Below are 24,933 nucleotides of genomic sequence, written 5' to 3' on the forward strand. Positions count from 1 at the left end.
GAGAAGACTCATCCGAGCAAACTAGCGTGAGAGCCCGCCGGACGACGGCCCTGGCTGCCCGGCCCGACGCGCCGCCCATTCGAAGCGCGAGTCCCGCTCCGACCATGCCTTCTTCGTGTCGGTGACTGGCCGACTCAAACTCCCCCTCCTGGACGATGGCCTCGAAGGATCAACCAATTTTCCGGGTCTTTCGATCGCGTTTGTGAATTGGCCGCATCAGGCCAAACGAAAACCGACCGGGATCCACCTAAAAGACACCACGGAATCGCCACCTGCTAATACTCCCTATTGGGTTATCGAAACTTCTGGACAGATTGGTGTCCGCAAATTAGGATTCCGCTCCAAGCACTGGCGATCGGCTGGATCGGCGACCACCCGTCACCTGTTGCGAATGCGTTCGAGCGCGCAACATCTCTGACTCTCGCGTTCCCACCCCCCGAAGGGATCGTGTCGCCATGCCCGAGATACATCCACCACCGTCTTTGAAACGTTTAATTCGAGGCGGAGCGGCCGCCGTTCTGGTCGTGAGCATCAGTGCCGCCGTCCTGAGCACGGGAGGGACGGCCGCGGCGGTCCCTCCCGCCGACTATCAGCAGGTCACCCTCGCCCGGGGCGTGGCCGAGGTCGGCGAGCCGATGTCGCTGACCGTTCTGCCCGACCGCTCCGTGCTGCACACCGCGCGAAACGGCGTGGTCCGCCGCACGGACGTCAACGGGAACACCGCGGTGATCGGAACGATCCCCGTGTACTCCCACGACGAAGAGGGCCTTCAGGGCATCGGGGCCTCGCCCAACTTCCAATCCAACCGGCAGATCTTCCTGTACTACGCACCGCCGCTCTCGACGCCGTCGGGGGATGCGCCGAATACCGGCACGGCGAGCACGTGGTCGACGTGGGCCGGGGTCAACCGGCTCTCCCGGTTCACCCTGAACACCGACTTCACCATCAACATGGCCAGCGAAGTGGTCACGCTGACGGTGGCCACGAGTCGGGGCCTTTGTTGTCACGTCGGCGGTGACATCGACTTCGACGCCGCAGGCAATCTTTACCTGTCCACCGGCGACGACACGAACCCGAACGCGTCGAGTGGATATGCGCCGATCGACGAGCGCAGCGACCGGAACCCGGCCTACGACGCTCAGCGGAGCTCCGGCAACACGAACGACCTGCGCGGCAAGATCCTGCGCATCACACCGACCGCGGCGGGCGGTTACACGATTCCGTCCGGCAACCTGTTCGCTCCTGGCACGGCGAGCACGCGGCCGGAGATCTACGCGATGGGGTTCCGCAACCCGTTCCGGATGAGCGTCGACCGGCCTACCGGCATCGTCTACGTGGGCGACTACGGCCCCGACGCCGGCTCGACGAGCTCGACCCGTGGGCCGAGCGGTCAGGTCGAGTTCGACCGCGTCACGTCGCCCGGCAACTACGGCTGGCCGTACTGCACCGGCACCAACACCACCACGGAGACCTACAACGACTTCAACTTCGCGACCAATGCCAGCGGCGCCAAGTTCGCCTGCGCGGCCGGCGCGACCAACAACAGTCCGAACAACACCGGCCTGACGACCCTGCCCGCGGCACGCCCGGCCTGGATCCGCTACGCCGGTGACGCCGGCAGCCCGAGCGAGTTCGGCTCCGGATCCGAGTCCCCCATGGCCGGGCCGGTCTACCGCTACAACGCGGCCAATCCGTTGACGACCAAGTTCCCCCAGTCGCTGGACGGCCAGTTCTTCGCCGGCGAGTTCGGCCGTCGCTGGATCAAACCGATCGCGGTCAACGCAGACGGCTCCAGAGGCACGATCGACACGTTCCCCTGGTCCGGCACCCAGATCATGGATATGACGTTCGGCGCCGACGGATCATTCTACGTGCTCGACTACGGGCTCGGCTGGTTCGGCGGCGATGCCAACTCGGCCGTCTACCGCATCGACTACGTCGGCACGGGAGGCAACCGGGCACCGATCGCGGTCGCGACCGGCTCACCCACCTCGGGGTCGGCGCCGCTACCCGTGACCTTCTCGTCCGCGGGAAGCACCGACCCCGACGGCACCGCGATCACGTACTCGTGGGCATTCGGCGACGGCACCACGTCCACGGCGGCCAACCCGTCCAAGACGTACACGACGAACGGCACCTACACCGCGACGCTGACCGTGCGGGATCCGCAGGGCGCCACCGGCACCGCCAACGTCATCGTCCGGGTCGGCAACACCGCACCCACGCTGACCTTCACCACACCGACCAATGGACGGCTGTTCTCGTTCGGCGACTCGGTGCCCTACACCGTTACCGTGACCGACCCCGAGGACGGCACGATCGACTGCGGCCGGGTCACGGTGAACTACGTGCTCGGCCATGACACGCACGGCCATCCGATCACCTCCCAGACCGGCTGCTCGGGCACCATGGTCACTCCGATCGACGGCGAGCACGACACCTCGGAGAACCTCTTCGGCCTCCTCGCCGCGACCTACACCGACAACGGCGGCCTCACCGGCACCGCGCAGGTGACGCTGCAGCCACGCGCCCGACAGGCCGAGCACTTCTCCTCGATGTCCGGCGTCGCGATCGTCAACCAGACCCAGGCCCAGGGCGGCCAGAGCGTCGGCAGCATCAACAACGGCGACTGGGTCGCGTTCACCCCGTACGGGCTCTCGACCGCTACCTCGATCACCGCGCGGGTCGCTCGGGCCGCCACGGGTGGCACCGCCCGCACGATCCAGGTACGCGCCGGTTCGGCGACCGGCACGCTACTGGGCACGCTGACGGTGCCGAGCACCGGCAGCGCCACGACCTACACGGACGTGACCGCGAACCTCACGAACCTTCCCTCGGCTCCGACCACCCTCTACCTCGTCTTCACGGGTCCGTCCGGCACCAACAACATCTTCTACGTCGACTCGTTCGCCTTCCCGACGGGATCGACCGGTGGTGGCAACGTCACGGTCCAGGGTGAGGCGTTCAGCTCGCAGAGCGGCGTGCAGGTCGCGAACCACACCGCGGCCGTCGGTGGCCAGACGGCCGGCTACATCGTCTCCGGCGACTGGGCCGCGTACAACAACGTGAACATCGGTGGAGCGACCTCACTGACCACGAGGTACTCGGGCACCGGCACGGGCACCTTCCAGGTCCGGACCGGCTCGACCACAGGACCGATCATCGGTTCGGTGTCCCTGTCCAGCACCGGCAGCTACGACACCTTCAGCACGGTGACCACCTCGCTGGCCGGGGTGCCGGCCGGCACGGCGAACGTCTACCTGACCTTCACCAGCTCAGGGTTCGACCTCGACCAGCTCACCTTCGTCAAGCCATGACAGACGCGCTCCGGCCCGGATCGGCGCCGGGCCGGAGCGTCCCAGCTGACCTGGAGCCGACATGCGCAAACTAGCCCTTGCAATCGCCCTATCCCTGCTCGCCGGGCTCTCCTTCACCGCCGTCTCCGCACAGGCGGCCGACACGCCGTACGAGGTGCTGGTCTTCTCCAAGACCGCCGGATTCCGGCACGACTCGATCGCGGTCGGGATCTCGACCATCCAGACGTTGGGCGCCGCCAACAGCTTCACCGTCACCGCCACCGAGAACGCGGCGGCGTTCACCACCACGAACCTGGCGCAGTACGAAACGGTCGTCTTCCTCAACACGACCGGCGACGTCCTCAACGCGGCACAGCAGACCGCCTTCCAGTCCTACATCGCCGCCGGTGGCGGGTACGTGGGCGTGCACGCCGCCGCCGACACGGAGTACTCGTGGCCGTTCTACGGCAACCTCGTGGGCGCGTGGTTCCTGTCCCACCCCGCGCAGCAGAACGCCACCATCACGTTCGAGGACCGCACCCACCCGGCGACAGCCGGTCTGCCGGCCACCGTCGTGCGATTCGACGAGTGGTACAACTACCGGACCAACCCCCGCTCGAGCGCGCGTGTCCTGGCCTCGCTCAACGAGTCCTCGTACAGCGGCGGCACCATGAACGGCGACCACCCGATCACCTGGTGCAAGGAATACTCCGGCGGCCGGTCGTTCTACACCGGGATGGGCCACACGCAGGCGTCGTACGCGGAGGCCAACTTCCGGGCCGTGCTCCTCGGCGGCATTCGCTACACCGCCCGCCGCGTCGACGCGAACTGCGCACCCGGCCCCACCACGCCGCCGACGACACCGCCGCCGACCGGCGGGACCAATGTCACCGTCCAGGCCGAGGCGTTCAATGCCCAGGGCGGCGTGCAGGTCGTGGCGAACTCCGGCGCGGTCGGTGGTCAGCGGCTCGGGTACATCGCGCCCGGTGACTGGGCCGCGTACAACAACATCAACGTGGCGGGCAGCCGCTCGCTGCAGGCTCGGGTCTCCTCGGGCGGCAACGGCGGCACGCTCCAGGTCCGCACGGGCTCGCAGTCCGGGCCGATCCTGGGATCCGTCGCCGTCGCCAACACAGGTGGCTGGAACAACTACGCCACCGTCACCACGAACCTGACAGGGGTGCCCACCGGAAGCGCGAACGTCTATCTCACGTTCACCGGTTCCGGCAGCCCGTTCGACCTCGACCAGTTCGTGTTCGTCAAGTCCTGACCAAAGGGTTGGTGAGCGCGCGGAGCGAACGCTTGGCGCGCTCATTTTCCGATCTCGATCCGCTGAAGCGCCGGCACACACGCCGTCAGCAGCATTGCCGCCGCTGCCACGCCGCCGCCGGTCAACGCAACCGCCGCCGTTCCGACCGCCGCCGCGAGGGCCGGCGCGACCAACTGGCCGAGGGGGAACGACAGCGACGACCAGAACTCGTCGTGCGCGCCGACCCGGGAGAGCAGCCGTTCGGGGATGTGGGTGTTGTTGACGGTCTCCCAGACGACGGTGAAGAACTCGGCGGCTACTCCGGCCACGAACGTCGCCACCAGCCAGGGAAGGTCGGCGCCGGCGCCGAGCAGAATGAGCGGCAGGGTCGCCAGCGCCATCGAGGACAGGGCCGGCCTCATCGGCCGCCGCGTCAGCCGCACCTTCACCAGGACCACGCTGGCCAGCAACGCTCCGACTCCACGGGCGCTGAGCACCACGCCCCAGCCGGTGGGGCCGATCGTGTCGTTCGCGATCACCGGGCCGAGGATCTGCCAGAAGCCCATGTTGGTGGCGTTGAAGACCGCGAACGCCAGCGTCACCGACCAGATCCAGCGTTGCGACCGGAAGTAGGTCCAGCCTTCCCGCATCTCGGCGAGCATCGTCGGGGCGCCCTTGGCGCGCGGTGGTAGATCGGGCAGCGAGATCCGGGCGAAGCACGCGGCCGCGAGTACGAACGAAGCCGCGTCCACGGCGATCGCCCAGCCGCCACCGACGGAGGCGGTCAACAGGCCGGCCGTGGTCGGGCCGACGATCCGGGCGGTGTTCCCGGCCGAGGCCAGCAGGGAGCTGGCCTGCTGGAGACCACGCCCGACGGTCAGGTTCGACAGGATGCCGCGCAGTGCGGGTGTGGTCAGCCCTTGGAAGACACCGTTCAACGCGGAAAGCGGCAGCAGCAACGCCGGATGCCGGTCGGTGAGCAGCAGGACCGCCACGCCGCTCTGGGACAGGCCCGCACCGAGGCTCGTCAGCCGCAACACGGTGTCACGGCGGTAGCGGTCGGCGATGCCACCGCCGATGAGCATGGTCGCGACCATCGGGACCAAGGCGGCGGCGAGCACCGCGGACAGCGAGGCCGCGCTGTCGGTGAGCTCCAGGACCCCGAAGGCCAAGGCGACCGGCGACATGAAACTGCCGATCATGGAGATCGAGCGGCCGGCGAAGAACCACCGGAACGCGCGCGAGCGAAGCGGCCGTTGCGGCGCGACGCCGACGCGCGAGGGCGCCGCCGTCACATCTGCTTCGGACACGAGCGGCCACGCTGCCAGTACACAACGGATGGATCAAACGGGTTTCCCAGCAACAGGCCACCGAGCCGCCCGGGCGGACGAACGACTCGGTGGCCCGATCTGCTACGGCGCCGAGCCGAACTCGAAGGTGCCGGCACCGACGCGGTAGACGTCATAGCGACCGCTGCGCCGCAGGAAGGTCGCACCCGAGGTGATGGCGGTGCTGGTGCTGGTGGTCGTGTTGGCCAGCGGCACCCAGACCTCACCGCCCGTGCCCGAGGGTGACCCGACCTGGAGGTGGAACTGGCCGGTCGCGTCCTGTGCCCACCGCACGGTGAGGGCACCGGACGGCGTCGGCACCTGGCCCTGCGCCCAGGTGACGTCGCCCTGGCGGGGCTTGACCTGCCAGGTGGAGTAGCCCGGGTTCACCGCGGTCGCCCCGAGCAGGGACTCGGTGAGGACCTGGGTCGGACCGGCGCCCCACGCGTGGGCGAGGCTGTCAAAACCGCGGCCCGGCAGGCCGTTGCTGTTGACGAACTCCCAGAAGGTGCCGGTGTAGTAGCCACTGTTGGGGTCGACCTGCAGACCCCAGAGCCGGCGCATCAGCTCGAGCGCGCCGGCGGAGTCCTCGCTCTCGAACCGGGCCATCAGCTCCCAGGTGTTGTTGAGCGGTTCGATGGTGTGTCCGTACGGGTCGGCCATGCTCGGCGAGGGCTGCGAGATCGGGCTGCCGTGCGCCTGCCATCCGTTGCGGAAGTAGGTCAGGATGCTCTGCACGCGGTCCGCCGGCGCGACACCGAGGCGGATCGCGTTCATGTTCGCGTCCAGCGGGTAGACGCTGGCACGGGTGTTGGTGTGTTGGTAGCGGCCGGCGGACGCGTTCCACAGCCGCGCGTTGATGGCAGTCTTGAGCGCTGCCGCCTTGTTGGTGTACTCGGTGACCCGGACCGCCGTGCCGACGCGGCTCTCCATCCAGATCATGTTCTGCAGCAGCTCGTAGTAGGCGAGGTTGTACTCCGTGACCTCACCGTCCTGGCGGGTCTGCCAGTAGTCGTTGTCGTTGGTGACCACGAGGCCGTTCGCGTTGACCCGGGTGGCGTGGTAGGCGGTCGCGGCCTCGAGCCGGGAACGCAGGCCGTTGATGTAGGCGGTGTCGTTGCTGTAGCGGTAGTACTGGATGGCGAGGATGGCCGAGTACGCGGAATAGGTGACGGCGTAGTCGAAGGCGCCGCAGCCCCGGAATCCGACGGCGCTGGTCAAGCGTCCGTTGGAGGCTTGCAGGTTGGTGATGCTGTTGATCGAGCCTTTGATGTACGGGACACCGTTGGTCCCGATCGACAGCATCATCACCGGGTTCGTGATCATGAGGTCGCCGGACCAGATGGCCCGGTCCCGCTTCGCGCCGTCGAAGATGACCGGCACGTTGAAGCACGATGCGACGCCCGTGGGGACCATGTCCATCTGCGCGGTGTACGCGCCCGCGTACCAGATCCGGTTGAGCTGGTTGTCGCTGGACATGAACCAGCCCTGATAGCGGTCGGCGCCGGCCCGGTAGGCCTTGAAGTTCACTCCGGCCGCGGTGAGCGTGACGCTGCCGGCGGTGGTCAGCTCGACCGCCGCGAACCGGAACCCACCCCGCAACGCGCCGGTGTACGTCCGCGCCCCGTTGACGGAGAACGTGATCTGCGACCCGTTGTCGTTGACGTAGGCGCCGCTGGAGTTCGTCAGGAACGGCAGGGCCTCACTGGTGGATACCCGCACGGACTGCGAGGACGACGACGTGCTGGACACGGTGATGTACGGGGTGCCACCCACCACCTTGCCGAAGTCCAGCACCACCACCGCCGAGCGACCACCGGACGACGGCCTGGTCAGGACGGTCGAGCCGCTGCCTCCGACGGCCAGCGCCGCGGCGTTGGTCACGGTGCCGGCGGTCCTGGTGATGGCGACCGGTCGGACGTTGTCGCTCGTCGGTCCCGGGACGAGGCTCTGCCAGTTGGGGTTGGCCGGCCAGGTCGGCAGTGCGGCCGCGGCGGGTGCCGCCGCCGTGACGACCGCGATGGCGGTCGCCGCGAGTGTGACGGCGCTGGTGAGCCCCGCGACGATGGTTCTGCGCCGTCGGCGGCCGCTGGGTCTGGTGCTGAGTTCCTGCACGGATTCTCCTCGGGTCCACATCCGCAAAGCGGGCGCTTGATGAAACGTTTCATCACTCCTTGTAAATGACAGAGTCAGCGGTCGATGTCGCCCCGTCAATACCGGTGTCCGCATCAGGCCACACCAATGTGGACGCCTTTGTCCTTAGTGGATCGACGATGTGATCATAGGAGCCCGCGCCGGGCAGCCCATACCGCGGCGGCGATGGGAGCCGGCACGTTGAGTCGATCGCAGATGGCCCGGCTGCGCCGCCGGACCGTGCGCCCGGAGACTCCCAGGCGCACGGCGACGGCGTCGACCGACAGCCCCTGCGCGAGCAGGCGCAGGACGGCGAGGGCATCGTCGTCCAGGGCTGGCTGGTCCGGCGCGGAGGTCACCTCCGCTTATACAGCCGTGAACGTGAACTGCCCGGAAGGGACAGTGAAGACGGTGTAGCCACCGTCGACCCGCACCCGCTGGGCCCGCGCCGGCGTGCGGACGGACTGCCCGTCGCCGGTGGGCACCCATACCTCCGCCGTGGTGTTCGTCGGCACGGTGACCTTCAGCTCGAATCGCCGGTCGGACTTCGTCCACGCGCTGCGGGCGAAACCCTTGGGCGTCTTGTAGCTGCCCTTGGCGTACGTGAGGTCCCCGACCGCCTTCGGCGCGATCACCAGCTTGTCGTAGGCGACCGCGTCCGGAGCCGACCGGATGCCGGCCACACCGCTCTGGAACCACTCCTCGATCTGGGCGAGGATCATGTGGTTCTTCGAGCTGCCGCGGGTCCAGCGCTCGCCGATGGTGGTGAAGCCACCGGGGTTCTCGGGCGTGGACGCCATGAAGTAGCCGTAGCTGGGGTAGTCGTCCTCCTGGAGCAGGTCCCAGAGGACGTCGTCGCGACCGGCCGCGGCGAGGCTGCGCACGGTCGGCGACATTCCGATGGTGCCGCCACTGAAATGCGGGCCGTCGCCTTCGGGGTGGAACGCGTACACGTTCGCGACCAGGTAGTCGAGCACGCCCGCACGCTTGTCCGGCGGCACCAGGCCCGCGTCGAGAGCCAGCGCCTGAGCCGACTGGGTCGCGCCGGCAGCGCCGGCGTTGCCGGTGGCGGTGTAGTAGCCGAGCGTGTCGTTGAAGAAGGCGCCGTTGAAGGCGTCCTTGATCTGCGCGGCCAGCGCCGTGTACTCCGCCGCGTCGGCGGTGTGCCCGGTGAGCCCGGCCATCATCGCCATCTTGGTGATCATCGTGTAGTAGCCCCACGTGCCGGTGATCCGGCCCGAGGTGTCCTCCGCCGACACCCAGTCGGTCAAGGCGGCGTCGACGATGTGCGCGTTCTCGCCGGTGCCGACCTTCTGGCGCTGGATGTAGTCGACGAACTTGGTCATCTGGTCGTAGTAGGTCGCCATCGTCTGGGTGTCGCCGTACAGCTCGTACAGCATCGCCGGCACGAGGATGATGGCGTTGCCCCAGTTGATCTCGTCGCCGAACCGGCCGGTGTAGCCCCAGTCGTACACGGGGGTCTTCAGGGCCACGTTGCCGGCCATCGGGGTGTCGGCGACCGACTGTCCTTCGACGAGGTGGTGCATCGAGGTGCGCATGAAGGCGCCCAGCTCGTAACTGCGGTGGATGGAGCCCATCGGCATCGTGTAGTCGGCCGGGTAGGACAGCTTCTCCCGGCCGGGGCAGTCGGTGAAGACCGACATCATGTTGCCGGCGAACGAGTACCGCGCCATCTTGTGGATCCGGTTGATCCGCGCGTTGGACGTGGTGAACTCGCTGGCGGTCGGGGTGTCCGCCTGCAGCCGGACGCCGGTGACCAGATCGCGGGTCGGCACGAAGCCCTCCGGCAGACCGGTGACCTGAACCCACTGCATGCCGAAGTAGTTGAACCGTGGGTGCCACGACTCGCTCTTGCGCGCGCCGTAGGTGGTGTAGGTGTTGAACAGGTCGGCGCCGCGGCCGCCAGGACCGAGTGAGCTCTGGTTGACCGTGCCGTCGGGGTTCAACGACTCGGCCGGTGCCACCTTGACGGTGGTGCCCGCCGGCAGGTCGCGCAGGTGCAGCTCGGGCCAGCCGACGATGTTCTGACCGAAGTCGAACACCCAGGTCCCGGGCACGGGGTTGGTCACGGAGACAGGCTTGAACCGCTCCTGCTCTACGACCGGCTCAGCCGCGCGGGCGATCAGCCGCGTCGCCAGGTTCGGGGGCGGAGCGATGCCCGCGCTGACCCACTCCGTGGCAGTGCCGTCTCTGCGTCGCGCCGTCGGGCCGAGGTCAGATCCGGCCTCGTTCCAGCCCGGCTGCTCGCGGCGGGCGTCGTAGTCGGCACCGGAGTACCAGGCGTCGGTGACCAGCGGACCGAGCGCCGCGCGCCACGACCGGTCGGTGACGATCTGCGAGCGGCTGCCGTCGCGGTACGTGACCTCCAGCCGGCCGATGAACCGCGGCGTGACGGCGGCGCCGGCCGAGGCGTCGCTGGCGGCGATGTTGTTGCCCGACCCGGTCACCTTCACGCCGGCGGCGTGTGCGGTCGCGAGCGCGGGAGTGAAGGTGATGCCGGTGCCGTCGACGCCGGCGGTCCCGATCGCGGTGATCGTGCGCGACTCCAGGCGGTCCCCGCCGCCACCGGTGTCGACGTTGACCGTCCCGCCGACGTGGTAGCCGGTGACGCTGTCGACCTTGACGATGGTCGCACCGCCGGGTGCGTCGGCGGCGAGCAACCCGTTGCCCTTGAGCTGGCTCTGCCACCACGAGTACGGCGAGGTCCGCCCCACCGCGGGGTTGGTGACGCTGCGCCGCACGTACGCGGTGCCGTTGCCGAGCTCGACGCCGACCGTGTTGGCGCCGTCGCGCAGCGCCTTGGTCACGTCATAGGTGCGGTACTCGCTGGAGAGCTGGTAGTTGGAGTTGCCCGGCGCCAAGACCTCGTCGGTCACCTCGCGGCCGTTGACGGTCGCGTGGTGCAGGCCGACGCCGGAGAGGTAGAGCCGGGCGTCGGCGACCTTCTTGCCGCGCGGCACGGAGAACTGACGGGCGAAGATCGGCAGCGGCTGGTTCTCGGCGCGGTCGGGGTAGTCGATCCACCGGGCGTCGCCCCAGTCGCTCTGCTGGAGCAGGCCAGCCGACCAGGTCGCCGGCTGCGACCAGTCCGAGGGCCGCTTACCCGCGTCCCAGACCCGCACGCGCCAGGCCACGGTGTCACGCGAACGCAGGGTCCGGCCGAAGACGGCGCGCTGTTCGGCACTGCTGACCTTGCCCGAGGACCAGATCAGCTCGCCGGCCTCGAGCTTGCCGGCGTCAGCCGCGGCCTGGATCTCGTAGCCGGTCTGCCGGTCGCCGGGGCAGGCGACCTTCGCGTGGGGGCGGTAGCAGGGGTGCGAAGCGGCGCGCCGGGTCTGCGTGATCTGCCAGCTCAAGGTCGGCCGCTGGTTGTCCAGACCGCTGGGCGAGTCGTAGCGGCCGTCGACGGCGAGGTTGACGACCTCGACGTCGCCCCCCGAGTTCGCGTGCGCGGACGCCCCCGTCGTGAACGGGGGCGCCACGAGAGTCAAGGCCAGGAACCCGCCTATCATCGAGGTCGCCGTGCGTCTTTTGGTTGGCACCCGTTCTCCCTTCCTCGCAGTCAGGTGGTGCTCGGCTCGCGCAGGGCGGCAAGCCGTCCAGAGGCCGCGACCCGGCCGAACGCGTACGCGCTGGGCCTGGGTACGCGCGCGAAGTCGCGGGTCCGATCGACGGCCACCAGGCCGAACGTCGGTCGGTATCCCTCGCTCCACTCGAAGTTGTCGAACGCCGACCAGTGCAGGTAACCGCGCACGTCGACGCCCTCGGCACGGGCCGCGGCGACCGCGGCGAGGTGGCCGTCCAGGTAGTCGACCCGTTCCTGGTCGTCGGTGGTGGCGATGCCGTTCTCGGTGACGTACAGCGGCAACCCGGTCCGCTGGGCGGCGTGGTGCAGCACCTGCCGCAGCCCGTCGGGGTAGACCGCCCATCCCAGCTGCGTGAGCGGGAAGTCCGGCGGTGGCGCCGCGAAGTACGTCGGCGACGCCGGGCCGACCCATTGCTTGCGGTAGTACTGCACGCCGAGCCAGTCACCGGTGACCCCGTCGAGGTATCGGTCGACGAGCTCGTGTTGCATGAGCTCGTACAAGGCGTGGCAGGCGGGTTCGTCGCGGATCGGTGCGAGCGAAGGGATCTGCACGCACAGGCCCGTGCTGGAGGTGGGCGACGTCTCGCGCATGGCCCGGACCGCGCGACGGTGGGCGTCGAGCAACACGCCGCCGACCCGCTTCCACAGCACGGGATTGGTGAGCCCGGGCGGGTGGTAGCCCTCGAGATAGCCGTGCAGTGCCAACATTTGCGGCTCGTTGACGGTGCACACGTAGGGCATCAGGTCGCCGAGCGCCGCGCCGACCTGTCGGCAGTACGCGCCGAACCGGTCGACGGCGTCCGGGGCCAGCCACCCGCCGCGCGCGGCGAACCACCGCGGCAGGGTGAAGTGGTGCAGCGTGACGAAGGGTGTCAGGCCCGCGCCGACCAGGGCGGTGAGCACCCGCCGGTAGTGGGCCAACGCGGCCGTGCTGAACTCCCCCGCCGCCGGCTCGATGCGCGACCACTCCACCGAGAGCCGGTGGGTGTTGTGGCCGAGCGAGCGCAGCAACGCGAAGTCTCCGGCGTACCGGTGGTAGTGGTCGATCGCGTCCCCGGACGACTCGACGGCCGCCGACCCGGGATCGTGCTCGAAGTCCCACCAGTCGCTGTTGACGTTGCCGCCCTCCACCTGGTGCGCCGCGGTCGCGGCGCCCCAGCGGAAGTCGGCGGGGAAGTCAGCGTCGGTCACGTCAGGAGCCGGCCTGGTAGTCGGTGTCCATCGCGGCCAGCACCTTGTCTGGTGTGGACTGCTTGCTGAAGATCTCCTGCAGGCCGCTCAGCATCGTCTGCTGGACCTTGGCGTTGGGCCAGAGCTGGTCCATGAACGGCACCGTGCGGTTCTTGTTGATGAAATCGGCGAGCTCGGTCAGCGACGGGTCCAGGTCGTAGCCGGTGTCGGCCAGGGCCGGCACGCCACCCTGCTGCTTGACGTAGAGGTTCATGCCCTCCGGCGACATGACGAAGTTGACGAACTTGAGCGCCAGCTCCTTGTTCTTCGCCTTGGCGTTGACGCCGTATCCGGCGCCGGCGGCCGCCGGCATCACGAAGCTGGCCGGGTTGTCGGTGGCCGGCAACGGCTTGATGGTGAACTTGCCGTTCGGGTTCTGCTTCTTGAGCAGTGCGATCACCCAGTTGCCCTGCACCAGGCCCAGCGTCTTGCCGGTGGCGGCGAGCTGCTGGCTGGCTTCGTAGCTGGTGCCGAGCGGGTTCTTCTGGAAGCAGCCGGCCTTGTCCATGTCCTGGTACTTGGCCATCGCCGTGGTCCACGGCGAGTTGGCGAAGGTCGCCTGTCCGCCCTGCATCTTCTTGTCGAAGTCGCGGTCGTCGGCGTAGACGGTGGTGGCGACCAGGGCGTACAGGACGAGCTGGGTGACCCAGTTGTCCTGGATGCCGAGCGCGAACGCCGGCGTGCCCTTGCCCGCGGCGGCCCTGCAGAAGTCGATCATCTGCGTCCAGGTCTCGGGCGCGGTGAGTCCGGCCTTGGTCAAGGCGTCCTCGTTGTAGACCGCGCCGATGCCGTTGAGGCCGAAGATCGCGTTGTAGGTCTTGCCGTCGTACTGCGCGACACTCTTGACCGCGTCCGGGTACTTGGCCGCCCATGCCTGGTCGGACAGGTCGAGCAGGTAGCCGGGCTTGGACAGCACGTACGTGGCGCCGGGGTTGCCGTTGCCGGGCCACACCGACATGACGTCCGGCGCGGTTCCCGAGGAGAGCTGGGTGCGGATCTGCTGCTGGTACTGGTCGGCGCCGCTGGTCGTGAAGTTGACCTTGACGCCGGGGTTCTTCGCCTCGAAAGCCTTGACGACCTCTTCGATGGAGCCCTGGTCGACGGATGCGAGGGTCAGGGTGTTGTCCTGGGCCTTGTCGCCCGAGGCCGCGTTGGTGCCACCGCTACAGGCGGCCATCAGGGTGGCGGAGACGGTCGCCGCGATCAGGGCCGCCAATTTCGATCTCTTCATCTGTTCTCCCACTGAGTTTTGAGGGACTAGGCGCCCTGATACGCGGCGCTGAAGGTGTAGCGCCCCGACGTCAGCGCGACTGTTGCTCCCGCGGCTGACGGCTGGACTGTGCGCACGCCCGGCCGCTCGGCAGCCGGCTGGCCGCCTTCGGTGACGCTGGCCGGGTCGGAGGTGGGAATCTCGAGGATTGCGGTGCTGCCGGGCGGGACCGTGGCGGTCACGGTGATCCGCTCGTTCTTGATCGACCAGCCGCACGCGACGGTGCCGCGCACGGTCTCCTGCTGGGCGCGGGCCCAGCTCAGCCGGCCGCCGGGAACCGGCCGCAGCAGCAGCTCCCGGTAGCCGATGGAGGTGGTGGTCTGGTCGATCCCGGCGACGCGGCCGTAGAGCCAGTCGCCGACGCTGCCGAGGCTGTAGTGGTTGAAGGAGTTCATCGCCGGCGACTGGAATCCGCCGTGCTCGGTCCAGCCGTCCCAGCGCTCCCAGATCGTCGTGGCGCCGTGCCGGATGGAGTAGCCCCAGCTCGGGAACTCCTCCTGGTGCAGCAACGCGTACGCCAGGTCCGCCCGGCCGTGCTCGGTCAACACCGGACAGAGCAGGGCGACGCCCAGGAACCCGGTGGTCAGGCGGATGTCACGTTTCTCGATGTCGGCGGCCAACTGGTCGACCGCGGCGCGCACCAGGTTCGACGGCAGCAGCCCGAAGGCGAGGGCGAGCAGGTACGCGGTCTGGGTGCCGCCCTCGACCGTCCCGTTGTCACCGACGTACGAGTCGATGAACGCGGCCCGGATCGCGCCGTGCAGTCCCCGGTACTCGATCGCGATGTCGTGGTGCCCGAGCACCTCGGCCGCGTCGGCGACGATCTCGGCGCTGCGGGCGAAGTACGCGGTCGACAGCACGTCGCGCGGTGTCACCGCGTCGACCTGGAGCCAGTCGCCGTAGGAGTTGCCGGTGCGGTGGCGCCAGCGCAGGTCCGGGTTGTGCCGGCGGATGCGGTCGACCCAGGCCACCATCGACGGGAAGGAGCGTTCCAGCGCCACGCGGTCGCCGTAGGTCCGCCACAGGTGCCACGGGATGATCACCCCGGCGTCGCCCCACGCGGGTGCGGCCTCGCGGGCTATCCACACGGCCGGTGCGACGTCGCGGAAGGCTCCGTCCGCGTCCTGCCCGTCGATGACGTCGCGCAGCCAGCGGGCGAGGAACGCCGACACGTCGGCGTTGCGGCTTGCCGTAGGTGTGAAGATCTGCGCGTCGGCGAGCCAACCGAGCCGTTCGTCGCGTTGCGGGCAGTCGGTCGGGACTGCGACGAAGTTGCCTCGCTGACCCCAGGCGATGTTGGACTGGAGTTGGTTGACCATCGGGTCCGAGCATTCGAACATCCCGTCGAACGGGGTGTCGTTGTGCAGCACCCGGGCGACGATCTCCAGCTCGCCGGGGTGGTTGTCGATCTCGGCGTAGCGGAAGCCGTGGATCGTGAACCGGGGTTCGAAGACCTCGGTTTCATTGCCGGCCGCCACGTACGTGTCGGTCGCGTCGGCCCGGCGCAGGTTGTCCAGGTAGAGCTCGCCGTCGTCGAGCACCTCGGCGTGCCGGACGGTGATCCGCTGGCCCGCTGACGCGCCGTGCAGAGTGAGCCGTACCCGGCCGACCAGGTTCTGTCCGAAGTCGACGATCGTGCGGCCCGTCGGCCGCGGATGTAGGGCGACCGGCGCGATGTCGCGGATGACGCGGATCGGCTGATCGGGCTCGGCGACCAGTGGGCCAGGGTCGGTGTCGTCGACGGCGACCCGGGTGAAGCCGGCGTCCGAACCGTGCGGCGCGTCCCAGTCCGGCACCGCGAGGCGGGCGTCGACGTGCTCACCCATCAGCAGGTCGGCGGAGCGTACGGCGCCGGGTCGCTCGGTCCAGTCGGCGTCGGTGGCGACCACCTGCCGGGAGCCGTCCGAGAAGTCGACGACGAGCTGTGCCAGGAAGCTGGGGTGGTCGCCGTAGTGCTGGGCGGGACGGCGCGGGTCGAACCCCAGGTAGCCGGACCACCAGCCGTCGGCCACGACCGCGCCGAGCACGTTGCGGCCGTCGCGGAGCAGGTCGGTGACGTCGTAGGTCTGGTACTGGATCCGGTGGTGGTACTCGGTCCAGCCGGGTGAGAGCTCGAGGTCGCCGACTCGCTGGCCGTTGAGACGGGGCTCGTAGACGCCGCGGGCGGTGGCGTACAGGCGGCCGCGGACGGGGACGCGGTCGAGCTCGAACGCGCGGCGCAGCTGCAACGCCGGCCGGCTGGGCTCGTCGTCGTCGGTCGGCGGGTCCACGAGCGGCAGACCGGCCGGATCGCGGGCGATCCACACCGCTGACCAGTCGCTCGGGTGCAACAGACCCGTCTCGAACCAGCTCTGTCCCGCCGACAGGCCCTCACCGCGCTCGTCCCAGACCTCGACCCGCCAGTGGTAACGGGTCGCCGACTGCAGCGCCGGCCCGTCCCAGGCCAGCTCGAAGTCGTCGGCAGCCCGGCGCCCGGTGTCCCAGAGCAGACGACGCGGGTCGTCCAGATCGGCCGGGCGCGCGGCAGCGGTGAGCCGGTACGCGCTCTGCGCGGCGCCTCGGCGGTCGGCACGCAGCTTCCAGGACAGCCGCGGTCGGTCGGCGTCCAGTCCGAGTGGCTCGACACGGTGCTCGGTCCGCAGACCGTACGGATTCGTCATCCCTTGAGCCCTCCGGCGAAGCCGTTGATGATGCTGCGCTGCAGCGCGAAATAGACGACGAGGATCGGGATCATGCTGATCAGCAGCGCGGCGAAGATCAGGTTCCAGTCGGAGACGTACTGGCCGACGAAGCCGGAGATGGCCACGGGGACGGTCTGCTGGGTGCTGCCGGACAGGTACAGCAGCGGGGTGAAGAAGTCGTTCCAGATGCTGACCGCGTTGAGGACGATCGCCGTGACGGTGATGGGTTTGAGCATCGGGAACACGACGTGCCGGAATGCCTGCCACGAGGTGCAGCCGTCGATGAACGCCGCGTCCTCGAAGTCGCGTGGCAGCGCGCGCAGGAAGCCGATGTAGAGGAATGTCGTGAACGGCACCTGAAGACCCGAGTAGAACAGGATCAGTGCCCACGCGCTGCCGAGCAGGTGCAGGTCGCGCATCGTCTGGTAGAGCGGCAGCGCGGCGAGCTGGAACGGCAGCATCAGCCCGAGCATGATCAGCAGGAAGACGCCGCGGGACCACCGCGCGGTGACCCTCGCCGGGGGGTACGCGGCCAGCGCCGAGATCGCGATGACGATGAGCACGCTGACGACGGTGACCAGGGCGCTGTTGGCCAGGGCGCCCCCGAGCGCGCCCTGCTGCCAGGCCTGGGTGAAGTTGTCCAACGTCGGCGTCAGGGTCGGGCGCAGCGGGGACGAGGTGTCCGACGGCGGCCGCACAGCGAGGTTGACCAGGACGTAGAGCGGGAAGGCGACGACGAGCGCGATGGCGACCATCAGCAGTTCGAGGCTGAACGTACGCCGCGTGTAGCGGTTCATGACGCCGCCCTTTCGTTGCGCGCCAGCACCAGGTACTGGCCGGTGGAGGCGACCGCGACGATGACGGTGAGTACGACGGCGAGGGCGATGCTGTAGCCGAACTCGCCGAGCGTGAACGCGTCCTTGTAGATCAGGGTGGAGAGGGTGTCGGTGGCGTGCCCTGGTCCCCCGCCGGTCAGCGCGTACACCTGGTCGAACAGCTTGATGCCGCCGATGATCGAGAGCATCAGGTTGATCGTGAACGCGGGTGCGAGCAGCGGCCGGGTGACCGACCAGAAGCGGCGCACCGGGCCGGTGCCGTCGATCGCCGCGGCGTCGTAGATCTCCTTCGGGATCGACTGCATGCCGGCCAGGAAGATGACCATGGAGTAGCCGCCGAACTGCCAGACGATCACGCCGACGATCGACCAGAGGGCCAGGTCGGGGTCGCCGAGCCAGTTCTGCTGCCAGGAGTCCAGCCCGACGGCGCCGAACAGGCTGTTGACCGCGCCGTCCGTGGAGAGCAGGTTGCGCCACAGGTACGCGGTGACGATCGGCGTGATCACCGCGGGTGCGAACAGGAAGACCCGCAGGACGTTCCGAGACTTGATCATCGTGTTGACGCCGAGGGCGAGCGCCAGCCCGAACCCGTTCTGGATGATCGTGATCGAGACCGCGATCAGCAGGGTGTGCCAGATCGCCTGCTTCGCGTCCGGATCCCGGAACATCTCGACGAAGTTGTCGAGGCCGACGAACGAGAAGCTCGGGTCGAGGCCGTCCCAGTCGGTGAAGGCGTAGTAGACGCCACGGACGCTGGGAATGAGCACGACAAACGCGAACAGCACCATCGCCGGTACGACGAACCACCATGGCGCATTGGAACGTTTCATACAGAAGGCCAGCCAATCCCTTGGTACGCGGCTCCAGCAGGGGGCGTAAGGATCAACCACTGTCGTGGGTAACGTTGCCCAAATGTTTCGCCCGACCCTAGAAGTTCACCGGAACGACGTCAAGGGTCTTGTCGAGCAGTGCCTTGGTACGTAACCTCACGCGGACAGCCGGCGATCGACTCGCCCTTGGATAACGTTTTACAGAGGATGACGGAGAGGTGGGTCATGGCGCGCCCGACACCACAACGGCGGGTCACGATCATCGACGTCGCCCGGCACGCCGAGGTCTCGACCACCGCGGTGTCCAAAGTGTTGCGCAACGCCTACGGCACCAGCCCGGCGATGCGCGAGAAGGTGCACCGGGCGATCGCCGACCTCGGCTACCGACCCTCGGCCGCCGCACGGGGGTTACGCGGCCAGACGTACACGCTGGGTGTGATGGTCCCGGACATCGCCAACCCGTTCTTCCCCGAGATCCTCAACGGCGTGACCGCCTCGCTGGGCAACACCGACTACCAGGTGCTGCTGGCACCCGGTTGCGCCGGCGAGCACGCCGAGGCCAGGACGATCGAGTCGATGATCGACCGCAGCATGGACGGCATCATCCTCATCGCGCCGGTGTCACCCCGAGCCCACCTCGAACACATCGCCGGCATCATCCCGACGGTCATCGTCGGCCGGCACGCCCGCAGCACCATCTTCGACACGGTCGCCGACGACGACATCGCCGGCGCCGCCCTGGTCGTCGACCACCTGGTCGGCCTCGGCCACCGCCGCATCGCGCACATCGAGCACCTCGAGACCGAACCGTCGTGCATCGAGGAGATGCCCAACATGATCCGCGCGGAGGGCTACCGGCTCGCGATGCGCGGCCACGGCCTCGATGCCGAGATCGACATCGCGTCGAAGACCTACACCCGCGAGGGCGGTTACACCGGTGCGCGCGAGCTCCTGAACCGCAAGCGCCTGCCGACAGCCATCTTCGCCGGCGCCGACATCGCCGCGATGGGCGTGCTCGACGCGGTGGCCGAGGCGGGGCTGTCGGTGCCCGGCGACATCTCCGTCGCCGGATACGACAACACCACGTTCGCCGCCTTCAGCCAGGTGTCCTTGACCAGCGTCGACCAGGCCGGCTGGCAGATCGGCGCCGACGCGGCCCGGCTGCTGCTGGAGCGCATCGCCGACCGGACGCGGCGCTCGGCCCAGGTCAAGCTCTCCCCCACCCTGGTGGTCCGCAACACCACCGCACCGCCACCCGCGCGGTAGGGGGCGCCCCACCGCCACCCTTCCAGGTAGCGGGATGTCGCTGCTCTGTGGACCCTCCTAGGGTCGGAGAGACCGACACGAGGGGGACGACATGGGTGTCCATAGTCGACGGAACGTGCTGCGCGGCGCCGCGGTGACGGCGGGTGTGCTCGCCGCTGGCCCGGCGGTCGCCGCGACCGCTTCCATGGACGGCGGCTTCAAGGGCTACATCGGACCAGACGACGCGCGATACGCGTTCCTGGCCGGGCGCGGTTACAATGAGCGGTTCAGCGGATCGCCCGAGCGCATCCGCCTCGTCGGCTCGACGGACGACGTGGTGCGCGCGGTGAACGACGCGGTGCGCGCCGGCAAGCGCGTCGCGGTGCGCAGCGGCGGCCACTGCTTCGAGGACTTCGTCGACGACCGCGCCGTGCGGGTGGTCATCGATATGAGCGCCATGACGGGTGTCTACTACGATCCGGCCCGCCGGGCCTTCGCGGTGGAGGCCGGTGCGACGTTGGGTGAGGCGTACCGGCGGCTCTTCCTCGGCTGGGGTGTGACGATTCCCGCGGGCTGGTGTCCCCAGGTGGGCGTCGGCGGCCATGTAGCCGCCGGAGGTTACGGCCCGCTGTGTCGCCGCCACGGCCTGGCGGTCGACTACCTGTACGCGGTGGAGGTGGTGGTCGTCGACCGCACCGGTGCGGCCCGCAAAGTGGTCGCGACGCGGGAACCGACGGATCCGAACCGAGACCTGTGGTGGGCGCACACCGGCGGCGGCGGGGGGTCCTTCGGCGTGGTGACCCGTTACTGGTTCCGGAATCTGCCGGAGCCGCCCGCCGAGGTGTTGTCGTTCGCGCTGCAGTGGTCCTGGGAGGGACTGGACGAGCCGGCCTTCGCGCGGCTCGTGCGCAACCACGGACGCTGGTTCGAGCGGCACAGCGACCGGTACCCCGACTTCTACACCGAGTTTTTGCTGTTCCGCCGCCAGCAGGGCGCGCTCATGATGATCGGGCAGGCCTCCGGCGCCGGCGCGGAGCGGGTGCTCGACGAGCACGTCGCGGCACTCGGCGCGGGCCCCACCTCCCGCACCCAGGAGCGGCAGCCCTGGCTCGCGACCGCGCTCAAAGGCCCCGACGACACGTCCGGGTGGCGGATGAAGGTGAAGTCAGGCTACTTGCGCCGCCCATTGACCGACCCGCAGATCGCGACCGCATACCGCCACCTAACAACGGACGACCCCAAGATCGTCGGGGGCGCGGTGAGCCTCAACTCCTACGGTGGCCGGGTCAACGCGGTCGAGCCGGACGCCACCGCGACCGCGCACCGGGACGCCATTCTCAAGCTCTTCTACCTGGCGGCCTGGACGGAACCGGCGGACGACGCCCGGCACCTGGAGTGGATACGCGAGTTCTACCGCGACATGTACGCCGACACCGGCGGCGTGCCAGTCCACGACGGTGCGTACATCGGCTATCCGGACACCGACCTCGCCGACCCCCGGTGGAACAGCTCGGGTGTCCCGTGGTCCACATTGTATTTCGGTGGAAACGTCGCGGGGCTGCGTGCGGCGAAACGGCGGTGGGATCCGCGGAACGTCTTCCACCACGCGCTCACCCCGCCGGCCGCTTGAGGATGGCGAGGTTGCCTCGGGTCTAGGTCAGGAAGTCGTCGGCGTTGGCGTCGGCGTCCCACCCGAGCCGGGCGAGCTCCCGAATGATTGCGCGCGCACGAGGAGCCCAAAAGAGCAGGACCTGATCCCGTTCTTCGGTCTCGAAGGAGACAGCGAAAGCGGGGAGAGGAAACCGGCCGAGGACGACCGGCCGATGCGGCAACGCGGTTACCTCAGCGTGTTGCAGCGCGTCGGAGGCGGCCCGCGACGAGAAGGTCAGTGTGCTGTCTTCGACCCAGAGACTTACCGACGGCCAGCGCATCCGCTTGAGGACGGTGTAGTCGCCCCGGACGAAGTCGCGGCGGTCGACGTAGGTAAGTCCACCGCGCCCCAGCAGGGTCTTCTGAGCCATCGCGGGATCATACGACCTCGGGTAACGTGGCCCGGTCGCGAGTGCTTAACAGGAGTACGCCTGATGTTGCCCAGCCCGGTCCTCGAAGGCTCCCTCGTGCGACTCGAGCCGCTGTCCCACCGACACGCTCCGGACCTGATCGCCGCCGTCGCCGAGGATCGTGACTCGTACGCCTGGACCTGGGTGCCGGCTCCCGAGCAGGTGGGTTCGTACATCGATGCCCAACTGGAGCGGGCCGCCGCCGGACAGATGACGCCCTACGCGCAGGTCGCGCTGAGCTCCGGGCGCGCGATCGGAGCCACCGCCTATTGGGATCCGCGGCGGTGGCCGGACAGCGACGACCTGTTCGCCATCGAGGTCGGGTTCACCTGGCTGGCCGCGTCGGCACACGGGACGGGCATCAACACCGAGGCCAAGCTGCTGCTGTTCGAGAACGCCTTCTCGGACTGGCACGTGGAACGCGTCGACCTCAAGACGGACGCGCGCAACGCCCGATCCCGAGCGGCCATCGCCTCCACCGGGGCTACGTTCGAGGGCGTGCTGCGCCGTTGGTCGCGATCGTGGACGCCCGGCGAGGACGGGCTGCTGCGCGACTCCGCGATGTTCTCGGTCATCGCGCCCGAGTGGCCCGCCTGCCGGACGACGCTGCGGCAACGCCTGGCCCGCCAGGCGGCTAGCGGTTGATCATTCGTTGCATGTGTTCGGGGTAGCGCTCGCCCTCGACGGCGACGGCCTCCGCGGCCGAGGTGATGTCGTCCAGGTCGTCGGCGCTCAGGCGGACGTCGGCAGCGGCGACGTTCTCCCGCAGGCGGTGGACCTTGGTCGTGCCGGGGATGGGCACGATCGACGGGTGCTGGGCCAGCAGCCAGGCCAGCGCGATCTGCGCGTTGGTCGCGTCGGTGCGGGTGGCGATGGCCGAGATCAGGTCGACCAGCGACTGGTTGGCAGCGCGCGCCTGCTCGGTGAACCGCGGCAGTGTGTTGCGGACGTCGGTCTCGCTGAACGGCGTGGTGTTGTCGATCGCGCCGGTGAGGAACCCTTTGCCGAGCGGGCTGAAGGGTACGAACCCGATGCCGAGTTCCAGCAAGGTGGGCAGGATCTTCTCCTCGGGCTCGCGCCACCAGAGGGAATACTCACTTTGCAGAGCGGTCACCGGTTGCACGGCGTGCGCGCGGCGGATCATGTCGACGCCGGCCTCGGACAGCCCGAAGTGGCCGACCTTGCCGGCGGCGATGAGGTCACCGACCGCGCCGGCGACGTCCTCGATCGGGGTCTGGGGATCGACGCGGTGCTGGTAGAGCAGGTCGATGTGGTCGACGCCGAGGCGGCGCAGCGACTCGTCCACGGTGGCCCTGATGTGCTCGGGCCGGCTGTTGAGCCCGGTGGAGCGGTCGCCGTCGTACGCGAAGCCGAACTTGGTGGCGATCACCACCTGCTCCCGGACCGGTGCCAGAGCCCGCCCGACGAGCCCTTCGTTGGTGAACGGGCCGTAGACCTGGGCGGTGTCGAAGAACGTGATTCCACTGTCAACGGCGGCACGGATGAGGTCGATGCCGTCATCGTGGTCGACCGGCGGGCCGAAACCGTGGCTGAGCCCCATGCAGCCCAGGCCGATGGCGGAAACCTCCAGGCCGTTGCCGAGCGTACGTTTCTCCATAGCTTTCTCCTTACGGGTTGAGGCCGATACGGCGCAGCCACGCCTCGACCGCGGGGGCGGCGGCGGTCGCTTCCTCACCGCGGACGGCGAGGCCCTCACCGATGGTTGCCCCTGGGCACGACTCCGCGTAGTCGCGTTCGGTCGTTCCGAGGCCGCTCATCGCGTGTGTGGTGAACGGGTGCACCGTCTTGCCGGAGAGGTCGAGGCCTTCGGTGAAGGTCGACATGATCATGGGTGCGCGGACGTTCCAGATCGGACTGCCCAGCAGCACCGTGTCGTAGCGGTCGATCGACGGCAACGGATTCGCGATGGCCGGGCGCGCGTCGGCGCGTTGTTCGCGCACGTTGCGCTCCACCGTGGGGGCATAGGCGTCGGGGTACGGGTCGGCGGCCTCGATGCGGTGCAGGGCGCAGTCGATGAGCCGGCCGATGGTCTCGGCGACGACCTGCGTGTTGCCGACAGCGAGGCGCAGGCGACCGCCGTTCCAGTAATTCTCGCCCGCCCGCGAGAAGTAGGCCAGCAGCACCGCTCCGCCGGCGGCCGGCGTCGGACCGGTGGACTGGGAGGGCCCGGACGTGGTGCAGCCTCCGAGCACGCCGAAGGCCGCCGCGGCGAACAGGGTGCGGCGCGGTATCGGCGGCGGGTGGTCAGTCGACACGACGCCCGCCGAGCCAGGCGACCATCTCGGGATCGCGGTGGTCGAAGAACACCGATTGGCCGGAGTCCAGGGCGGCGATGCGGGCCAGCTCGTCGTCGGTGAGCGTGAAGTCGAAGACGTCGAGGTTCTCCGCCATCCGGTCAGGGCGCACGGACTTCGGGATGACGACGACGTCGCGCTGCAGGAGCCAACGGAGCACGACCTGGGCGACCGACTTGCCGTGCGCCGCGCCGATCTCGGCCAGGGTGGGGTTGGTGAACAGGTCGTTCTTGCCTTCCGCGAACGGGCCCCAGGACTCGATCTGGACGCCGTGCTGGCGCATGAGGTCCTGGTCGGCTCGGCGTTGGTAGAACGGATGCGTCTCGATCTGGTTGACCGCCGGCGTGACGTCGTTGTGCAGGACGAGGTCCGCGAGGCGGTCGGTGTGGAAGTTGGACACCCCGATCGCCTTGGCCAGACCTTCGCCGTAAAGCTTCTCCATCGCGCGCCAGGAACTGTAGTAGTCGCCGAGGGGCTGATGGATGAGGTACAGATCGACGTAGTCCAGGCCGAGCCGTTGCAGGGACGTGTCGAACTCCCGGCGGGCGGTGTCCTCGCCGGTGCGCTGGATCCACATCTTCGTGGTGACGAACAGGTCCTCACGCGGGATACCGCTCTTGGCGATCGCGCGGCCAACCGCTTCCTCGTTGCCGTACGAGGCGGCGGTGTCGATGGAGCGGTAGCCGGCCGCCAGGGCATCGGCGACCACCTGCTCGGTCTGCTCCTGCGGGACCTGGAAGACACCGAATCCCAGGATCGGCATCTGGACGCCGTTGTTCAGGGTGATCAGACGATTCTGTGGGGTCACGCCTCACACACAACGCCACTTTCGCCGTGTCAGGCAGTGACGGCC

18 protein-coding genes are annotated in these 24,933 nt (G+C 68.8%); 5 read left to right on the top strand and 13 right to left on the bottom strand.

From position 1 onward, the window contains the following. Positions 1-455: 455 nt before the first annotated feature. Together BLV39_RS41800 and BLV39_RS41805 are read left to right on the top strand one after the other, a co-directional pair. Entirely contained in the window at positions 456-3,317 is a 2,862-nt protein-coding gene (locus tag BLV39_RS41800; protein WP_090805058.1) for a carbohydrate-binding protein, read from the top strand. A 61-nt stretch (positions 3,318-3,378) separates the two neighbouring features. Beyond that, entirely contained in the window at positions 3,379-4,566 is a 1,188-nt protein-coding gene (locus BLV39_RS41805) for a ThuA domain-containing protein (protein ID WP_090805061.1), read from the top strand. 41 nt (positions 4,567-4,607) lie between these two features. Here the strand turns inward: BLV39_RS41805 and BLV39_RS41810 are convergent, their stop codons facing one another. The 9 genes from BLV39_RS41810 to BLV39_RS41850 form a co-directional block, all read right to left on the bottom strand. Then, positions 4,608-5,855, bottom strand: a complete 1,248-nt coding sequence (locus tag BLV39_RS41810; RefSeq protein ID WP_176985363.1) for an MFS transporter — start codon at positions 5,853-5,855, stop codon at positions 4,608-4,610. 102 nt (positions 5,856-5,957) lie between these two features. Continuing rightward, positions 5,958-7,988 carry an alpha-L-rhamnosidase-related protein gene (locus BLV39_RS41815; protein WP_176985364.1) on the bottom strand — a complete coding sequence of 677 codons (2,031 nt, stop codon included), beginning with the start codon at positions 7,986-7,988 and terminating at the stop codon, positions 5,958-5,960. A gap of 164 nt (positions 7,989-8,152) precedes the next feature. Then, positions 8,153-8,365, bottom strand: a complete 213-nt coding sequence (locus BLV39_RS41820) for a helix-turn-helix domain-containing protein (RefSeq protein WP_090805069.1) — start codon at positions 8,363-8,365, stop codon at positions 8,153-8,155. Positions 8,366-8,371: 6 nt separating this feature from the next. Continuing rightward, a complete protein-coding gene (locus BLV39_RS41825) occupies positions 8,372-11,539 on the bottom strand; it encodes an alpha-L-rhamnosidase (RefSeq protein ID WP_090805072.1) in 3,168 nt (1,055 codons plus the stop codon). A gap of 50 nt (positions 11,540-11,589) precedes the next feature. Then, a complete protein-coding gene (locus BLV39_RS41830; RefSeq protein ID WP_090805073.1) occupies positions 11,590-12,804 on the bottom strand; it encodes a glycoside hydrolase family 1 protein in 1,215 nt (404 codons plus the stop codon). Between the two features lies 1 nt (position 12,805). Then, entirely contained in the window at positions 12,806-14,074 is a 1,269-nt protein-coding gene (locus BLV39_RS41835; protein ID WP_090805076.1) for an ABC transporter substrate-binding protein, read from the bottom strand. 26 nt (positions 14,075-14,100) lie between these two features. Continuing rightward, a complete protein-coding gene (locus BLV39_RS41840; RefSeq protein ID WP_090805078.1) occupies positions 14,101-16,773 on the bottom strand; it encodes an alpha-L-rhamnosidase in 2,673 nt (890 codons plus the stop codon). Next, entirely contained in the window at positions 16,770-17,591 is an 822-nt protein-coding gene (locus BLV39_RS41845) for a carbohydrate ABC transporter permease (protein ID WP_090805081.1), read from the bottom strand. The genes BLV39_RS41840 and BLV39_RS41845 overlap by 4 nt, the downstream gene beginning before the upstream one ends. Further along, positions 17,588-18,460, bottom strand: coding sequence for a carbohydrate ABC transporter permease (locus tag BLV39_RS41850; RefSeq protein ID WP_090805084.1), 873 nt, complete (start codon positions 18,458-18,460; stop codon positions 17,588-17,590). Before BLV39_RS41850 ends, BLV39_RS41845 begins: the two co-directional genes overlap by 4 nt. 207 nt (positions 18,461-18,667) lie before the next feature. On the opposite strand from BLV39_RS41850, the gene BLV39_RS41855 reads away from it, so the two are divergent. Both BLV39_RS41855 and BLV39_RS41860 read left to right on the top strand, forming a co-directional pair. Beyond that, positions 18,668-19,726: a LacI family DNA-binding transcriptional regulator gene (locus tag BLV39_RS41855; protein ID WP_244895869.1), complete on the top strand. Its 1,059-nt coding sequence runs from the start codon at positions 18,668-18,670 to the stop codon at positions 19,724-19,726. A 91-nt stretch (positions 19,727-19,817) separates the two neighbouring features. After that, the gene (locus tag BLV39_RS41860; RefSeq protein WP_090805089.1) at positions 19,818-21,335 is read left to right on the top strand and encodes an FAD-binding oxidoreductase; all 1,518 of its coding nucleotides are present in this window, start codon (positions 19,818-19,820) and stop codon (positions 21,333-21,335) included. 22 nt (positions 21,336-21,357) lie between these two features. Here the strand turns inward: BLV39_RS41860 and BLV39_RS41865 are convergent, their stop codons facing one another. After that, positions 21,358-21,726, bottom strand: coding sequence for a hypothetical protein (locus BLV39_RS41865; protein ID WP_090805091.1), 369 nt, complete (start codon positions 21,724-21,726; stop codon positions 21,358-21,360). A gap of 63 nt (positions 21,727-21,789) precedes the next feature. Between BLV39_RS41865 and BLV39_RS41870 the strand changes: the two genes are divergently transcribed. After that, positions 21,790-22,410 (top strand): GNAT family N-acetyltransferase, encoded by a 621-nt coding sequence (locus tag BLV39_RS41870; RefSeq protein WP_090805094.1) that lies wholly within the window; start codon positions 21,790-21,792, stop codon positions 22,408-22,410. Here BLV39_RS41870 and BLV39_RS41875 read toward each other — a convergent pair. Genes BLV39_RS41875 through BLV39_RS41885 form a run of 3 tightly spaced genes read right to left on the bottom strand, consistent with a single transcriptional unit; the run spans position 22,400 to position 24,888 of the window. Further along, the gene (locus tag BLV39_RS41875) at positions 22,400-23,383 is read right to left on the bottom strand and encodes an aldo/keto reductase (RefSeq protein ID WP_090805097.1); all 984 of its coding nucleotides are present in this window, start codon (positions 23,381-23,383) and stop codon (positions 22,400-22,402) included. The two genes, BLV39_RS41870 and BLV39_RS41875, sit on opposite strands and share 11 nt — an antisense overlap. Before the next feature lie 10 nt (positions 23,384-23,393). Further along, positions 23,394-24,041, bottom strand: a complete 648-nt coding sequence (locus BLV39_RS41880) for a flavodoxin (RefSeq protein WP_204082670.1) — start codon at positions 24,039-24,041, stop codon at positions 23,394-23,396. Beyond that, a complete protein-coding gene (locus BLV39_RS41885; RefSeq protein ID WP_239083504.1) occupies positions 24,031-24,888 on the bottom strand; it encodes an aldo/keto reductase in 858 nt (285 codons plus the stop codon). The genes BLV39_RS41880 and BLV39_RS41885 overlap by 11 nt, the downstream gene beginning before the upstream one ends. Positions 24,889-24,933 lie beyond the last annotated feature (45 nt).

This window comes from Asanoa ishikariensis (assembly GCF_900107455.1).
Classification (GTDB): domain Bacteria; phylum Actinomycetota; class Actinomycetes; order Mycobacteriales; family Micromonosporaceae; genus Asanoa; species Asanoa ishikariensis.